At 71.7% G+C, this 5,478-nt stretch carries 6 protein-coding genes; 4 read left to right on the top strand and 2 right to left on the bottom strand.

What is annotated here, in order from left to right:
- Positions 1–229: 229 nt before the first annotated feature.
- The gene (locus tag AB8Z36_RS28275) at positions 230–409 is read left to right on the top strand and encodes a hypothetical protein (protein ID WP_440582016.1); all 180 of its coding nucleotides are present in this window, start codon (positions 230–232) and stop codon (positions 407–409) included.
- 67 nt (positions 410–476) lie between these two features.
- Here AB8Z36_RS28275 and ppgK read toward each other — a convergent pair whose 3' ends face one another.
- Positions 477–1,220 carry a polyphosphate--glucose phosphotransferase gene (ppgK, locus tag AB8Z36_RS28270; RefSeq protein WP_369216215.1) on the bottom strand — a complete coding sequence of 248 codons (744 nt, stop codon included), beginning with the start codon at positions 1,218–1,220 and terminating at the stop codon, positions 477–479.
- An 88-nt stretch (positions 1,221–1,308) separates the two neighbouring features.
- Entirely contained in the window at positions 1,309–2,313 is a 1,005-nt protein-coding gene (locus AB8Z36_RS28265; protein WP_369216214.1) for a 4-hydroxy-3-methylbut-2-enyl diphosphate reductase, read from the bottom strand.
- A gap of 98 nt (positions 2,314–2,411) precedes the next feature.
- Between AB8Z36_RS28265 and AB8Z36_RS28260 the strand changes: the two genes are divergently transcribed.
- The 3 genes from AB8Z36_RS28260 to AB8Z36_RS28250 form a co-directional block, all read left to right on the top strand.
- Complete coding sequence (locus AB8Z36_RS28260) at positions 2,412–3,794, top strand: APC family permease (RefSeq protein ID WP_369216213.1); 1,383 nt, start codon at positions 2,412–2,414, stop codon at positions 3,792–3,794.
- Between the two features lie 147 nt (positions 3,795–3,941).
- Entirely contained in the window at positions 3,942–5,222 is a 1,281-nt protein-coding gene (xseA, locus tag AB8Z36_RS28255) for an exodeoxyribonuclease VII large subunit (RefSeq protein ID WP_369216212.1), read from the top strand.
- A 17-nt stretch (positions 5,223–5,239) separates the two neighbouring features.
- On the top strand, positions 5,240–5,478 hold a 239-nt coding region (locus AB8Z36_RS28250; protein ID WP_369216211.1), incomplete at its 3' end, for an exodeoxyribonuclease VII small subunit.

Below are 5,478 nucleotides of genomic sequence, written 5' to 3'. Positions count from 1 at the left end.
TCGCGCCGCGCCCGCGCCGTCCCGCCCCGCCGCCGGCCAAGGTCGCGCCAATGGCGTGTCTCACCCCTGATTCCGCGCGGCGGCCGACCTAGGTTGGACCAGTGGAGCAACACAGGACGCGTCCCCAGACCGAACCGAAGGCGCCCGCCGCGGCCAGGCCCCGTCGGACCGCCCCGCTGCCCCCCCGATCTCGGGGGGCGAGGGGGTCGGCGGGCGGATCATGGGCCTCGTGACCTCGCTCGCACTGCACGCGGGCTGGCTGTACGGGGGCACGCTCATCGCCGCGCTCATCGTGTGCGTACGCAAGATCCGGCTGATGGCCGAGCGGCGCCGGCCCGGTCGGCCGACGCCCTCCCGGCAGCAGACCACGGGACCCAAGCAGCGCGAGAAGCGCGTGCCCGCCGTCTGACGCTCACAAGCCCCGCGTCGTCTGACGCTCACAAGCCCCGCATCGCCTGACGCTCACAAGCCCCGCGTCACGCCCTCTCGCTCGCCGCCATCGCCGCTCCCACGATGCCCGCGTTGTTCTGGAGCTGGGCCGGGACGATCTCCGCGGAGATGCCCTCGATGAGCGGCAGGAACTTGTGCGACTTGCGGCTGACGCCGCCGCCGATGATGAACAGCTCCGGCGAGAACAGCATCTCCACGTGCGCGAGGTACTTCTGCACGCGGTGGGCCCAGTGCTCCCAGCTCAGGTCCTCGTCCTCGCGCGCCTTGGACGAGGCGCGCTTCTCCGCGTCGTGGCCGTGCAGTTCGAGGTGGCCGAGCTCGGTGTTGGGCACCAGATGGCCGCCGGTGAACAGGGCGCTGCCGATGCCCGTGCCGAGGGTGAGCAGCAGGACCGTGCCCTTGCGGCCCTTGCCCGCGCCGAAGTGCATCTCGGCCACGCCCGCCGCGTCCGCGTCGTTGAGCACGGTCACGGGGGCGCCGCCGAGGCGGTCCGAGACCAGCTTCTGGATGTCCGTGCCGATCCAGCTCTTGTCGACGTTGGCCGCCGTACGCGCCGTGCCGTCGGTGATCACGCCGGGGAACGTGGCGCCGATGGGCCCCGTCCAGCCGAAGTGCTCCACGACCTCGCAGACGCCCGCGACCACCGCGTCGGGCGTCGACGGCTGAGGGGTCAGGATCTTGTACCGCTCCTGGGCCAGGTCCCCGCGGTCAAGGTCCACGGGAGCGCCCTTGATCCCTGAGCCGCCGATGTCCACACCGAAGATCTCCATGGCACCACCGTACGACCCGAGCCCCGCCGGGACACGGCACACGGGCCGAAGACGATCAGCCCTGGGGAAGCCCCAGGGCTGAAGGCGATCAGCCCTGGGAAACCCCCTGGGACAGCTCGGCCGCCTCGGCGCGCAGGTCCCTGCGCAGTTCCTTCGGGAGCGAGAAGGTGATCGACTCCTCGGCGGTCTTCACGGTCTCCACGTCGCCGTAGCCCCGCTCGGCGAGCCACTCGATGACGCCGTCCACCAGGATGTCCGGCACCGAGGCGCCGGAGGTCAGGCCGACCGTGGTCACGCCCTCCAGCCATGCCTCGTCGATCTCCTCCGCGCCGTCCACCAGGTGGGACGCGGGGGCGCCCGCGTCGAGGGCGACCTCGACCATGCGGATCGAGTTCGAGGAGTTCTTGGAGCCGACGACGATGACGAGCTCGGCGTCCTCGGCGAGCTTCTTCACGGCGGTCTGGCGGTTCTGCGTGGCGTAGCAGATGTCGTCGCTGGGCGGCGAGAGCAGGTTCGGGAACTTGCCCTTGAGGGCGTCGACCGTCTCCATCGTCTCGTCGACGGAGAGTGTGGTCTGGGAGAGCCAGACGACCTTGTCGGGGTCGCGGACCTCGACGTTCGCGACGTCGTCCGGGCCGTCGACGAGCGTGATGTGCTCGGGCGCCTCACCGGAGGTGCCGATGACCTCCTCGTGGCCCTCGTGCCCGATCAGGAGGATGTCGAAGTCGTCCTTGGCGAACCGGACGGCCTCCTTGTGCACCTTGGTGACCAGCGGGCACGTCGCGTCGATCGTGGCGAGCCTGCGCTCGGCGGCCTCCGCGTGGACGGTCGGGGCCACGCCGTGCGCGGAGAACATCACGATGGAGCCCTCGGGGACCTCCGCCGTCTCCTCGACGAAGATGGCGCCCTTCTTCTCCAGGGTCTTCACCACGTACTTGTTGTGCACGATCTCGTGGCGGACGTAGATCGGGGCCCCGTACTGCTCCAGGGCCTTCTCGACGGCGATCACGGCACGGTCCACGCCCGCGCAGTAGCCACGGGGAGCGGCGAGCAGGACACGGCGGGAGCCAGGCGTTGCAGTCATGACACCCATCGTAAGGCCGCGTCCAGCGCGTCAAAGATCGCCCGGTTGGGGAGACTGGAGGCCTGCGTCGTTCCACGCGCTTCCACGCGCTGATCCACGGAGGCACGATGTCCGGTCAGACCGCCAGTGAAGGGGCCCACGAAGCGGGTGCCGAACCCGCCGACGACACGCGGCTGCGGCGCAGTCTGGGCTTCCGTGACCTCGTCGTCTACGGTCTGCTCTTCATCGCCCCCATGGCGCCCGTCGGCGTCTTCGGCACCCTGGACGCCAAGTCGCACGGGGCCGTCGCCCTCGTCTATCTGATCGCCACGGTCGCCATGGCGTTCACCGCGTTCAGCTACGCCCAGATGGTGCGGGTCGTCCCCCAGGCAGGGTCCGTCTTCGCCTACGCGCGCGCGGGGCTCGGCAAAGGCTTCGGGTTCATCGCCGGATGGATGGCGATGCTCGACTACCTGCTCATCCCGGCGGTCGCCTATCTGTTCTCCGGTATCGCCATGAACTCGCTCGTCCCCTCGGTGTCCCGGTGGGTGTGGACGGCCGTCGCCGTGCTCATCACCACCGCGCTGAACCTCTGGGGCGTACGGACGGCCGCGCGGGTCGGGTTCGCGGTGCTGGCGATGGAGGTCCTCGTCCTCATCGTCTTCGTCGTCGCCGCCGTCGTCGTCCTCGCGACGGACGGCGCCCAGCGGGACTGGCTCTCGCCGCTGAGCGGCGACGGCTCACAGGGCGCGTTCGCGCTGTCCGCCGTGGTGGGGGCGGTGTCCATCGCCGTCCTGTCCTATCTGGGCTTCGACGCCATCGCCTCCTTCGCCGAGGAGGTGACGGGCGGCTCGGCGAAGGTCGCGCGGGCCGTGCTGTTCTGTCTGGCGCTCGCCGGTGTGCTCTTCATCGCCCAGACGTACCTGGTGGCCCTCCTTGAGCCGCTGTCCTCCGCCGAGCTCGCCGCGGAGCCGGTCAAGCAGGGCACGGCCTTCTACGACGCCGTGGACTCGGCGGCCGGGTCGTGGCTGCACGATCTCGTGGCCGTCAGCAAGGCCATCGGCGCCGCGTTCGCCGCGCTCGCCGGGCAGGCGGCCGCGGGGCGGCTGCTCTTCGCCATGGCGCGGGACCGGCGGCTGCCCAGGGTGCTGTCCCGGACCGACTCCGGCACGCCCCGCGTGGCGCTGCTCTGCGCGGCCGTCGTGACGCTGGTGGCGGCGGTGTGGGCGGCGCGGCGGGACGACGGGATGGACCACCTGGTCTCGGTGGTCGACATCGGGGCGCTCACGGCGTTCCTGCTGCTGCACGCGAGCGTGGTGGGGTGGTTCGCCGTACGGCAGAGGGGCGCCGGTTTCAGTTGGTGGCGGCACCTGGCGGTGCCCGTCCTCGGCGCGGCGATCACCATTGCCGTCATCTGGGAGGCGTCCGGGACCGCGCAGGTCGTGGGGGCGGTGTGGCTGGCGGTGGGGCTTGCCGTGCTTCTTGTGCAGCGGGCTCGGCCGGTCTCCTAGAGCGCCGCGTCTTGCCTGCGCCGCCGCTTGTCCCCTGAGCCGCCGCTTCGCGGCGGGTGATTTCCGCCCACCCGCTTGATCACCCCGAACACAGCCCTCACCGAACAGACCGCCTCGTTGTCCGACCCTGCCGATACGCTCGACCGCATGGCTCTCAACACGTCCGCCGACGCGCCGCTGCCCGTCGGGCAGGTGTCACGGCTGATCGGCGGCTGGATCGATCGGCTCGGTGCCGTGTGGGTCGAGGGGCAGATCACCCAGCTCTCCCGGCGGCCCGGCGCCGGAGTCGTGTTCATGACGTTGCGCGACCCCTCGCACGACATCTCCGTCAGCGTCACCTGCTACCGCCAGGTCTTCGACGCCGTCGCGGACGTCGTCTCCGAGGGCGCCCGCGTCGTCGTGCACGCGAAGCCGGAGTGGTATGCCCCGCGCGGGCAGCTCTCCCTGCGGGCCGCCGAGATAAAGCCGGTCGGCGTCGGCGAGCTGCTCGCCCGTATCGAGCAGCTCAAGAAGCGCCTCTCCCAAGAGGGCCTCTTCGCCCCCGAGAGAAAGCGGCCGCTGCCCTTCCTGCCCCAGCTCATCGGCCTGGTCACGGGCCGCGCCTCGGCCGCCGAGCGCGACGTCCTGGAGAACGCGCGGCACCGCTGGCCCGCCGTCCGCTTCGAGGTGCGCAATGTCCCGGTGCAGGGCGTGCACGCGGTCCCCCAGGTCGTGCAGGCGGTGAAGGACCTCGACGCGCACGGCGAGGTCGACGTGATCGTCGTGGCGCGGGGCGGCGGCAGCGTGGAGGATCTGCTGCCGTTCTCGGACGAGCAGCTCATCCGCGCGGTGGCGTCCTGCCGTACACCGGTGGTCTCCGCGATCGGCCACGAGCCGGACAGTCCGCTCCTCGACCTCGTGGCGGACCTGCGCGCCTCCACACCCACCGACGCGGCCAAGAAGGTCGTGCCGGACGTCGGCGAGGAGTACGAGCGGGTGCGGTGGCTGCGGGACCGCGCCCGGCGCTGCATGAACGCCTTTCTCGAACGGGAGGACCGGGGCCTCGCCCACGCGCTGGCCCGGCCCTCCATGGAGCATCCGCACCGCATGGTCGAGGAGCGCGAGGAACAGGTGTCCGCGCTCGTCGACCGCAGCCGCCGCACCCTCGGGCATCTGCTCGACCGGGCGGGCTCGGAGCTGACGCACACCCACGCGCGCGTGGTGGCCCTCTCCCCCGCCGCGACGCTCCAGCGGGGGTACGCGGTGCTCCAGAAGCCGGACGGCACGGTCGTCCGGTCGCCGGGCGACGTGAGTGTGGACGAGGAGCTGCGGGCCCGGGTCGCCGAGGGCGAGTTCCATGTACGCACCGTGGAGCAGGACGCCCGCACCGCGGGGCAAACCGACCAGGGCTCGGCCCGGGCGGCCGACGCGGACCGTACCGAGTTCTAGGGATTTAGGGTGGGCGCATGACCAGCACAACGGACGAGGCCGTGGGCTCCGCGGACGCGCTCGGGTACGAGCAGGCGCGGGACGAGCTGATCGAGGTGGTACGCCGCCTGGAGACCGGCGGCACGACACTGGAGGAGTCGCTCGCCCTCTGGGAGCGCGGCGAGGAGCTGGCCAAGATCTGCCGCCGCTGGCTGGACGGCGCCCGCGCCCGCCTGGACGCGGSCCYCGCSSRGCCMGACGCCGAGGACGGCCAGGG

This window comes from Streptomyces flavofungini (genome assembly GCF_041028215.1).
Lineage (GTDB): Bacteria > Actinomycetota > Actinomycetes > Streptomycetales > Streptomycetaceae > Streptomyces > Streptomyces flavofungini_B.
This window is presented reverse-complemented; position numbering and strand designations above follow the sequence as displayed.

What these genes read in the sequence shown, in the direction of transcription:
- ppgK (WP_369216215.1), bottom strand. Translation starts at nt 1,220, where the DNA reads ATGGAGATCTTCGGTGTGGACATCGGCGGCTCAGGGATCAAGGGCGCT.
- AB8Z36_RS28265 (WP_369216214.1), bottom strand. Translation starts at nt 2,313, where the DNA reads ATGGGTGTCATGACTGCAACGCCTGGCTCCCGCCGTGTCCTGCTCGCC.
- AB8Z36_RS28260 (WP_369216213.1), top strand. Translation starts at nt 2,412, where the DNA reads ATGTCCGGTCAGACCGCCAGTGAAGGGGCCCACGAAGCGGGTGCCGAA.
- xseA (WP_369216212.1), top strand. Translation starts at nt 3,942, where the DNA reads ATGGCTCTCAACACGTCCGCCGACGCGCCGCTGCCCGTCGGGCAGGTG.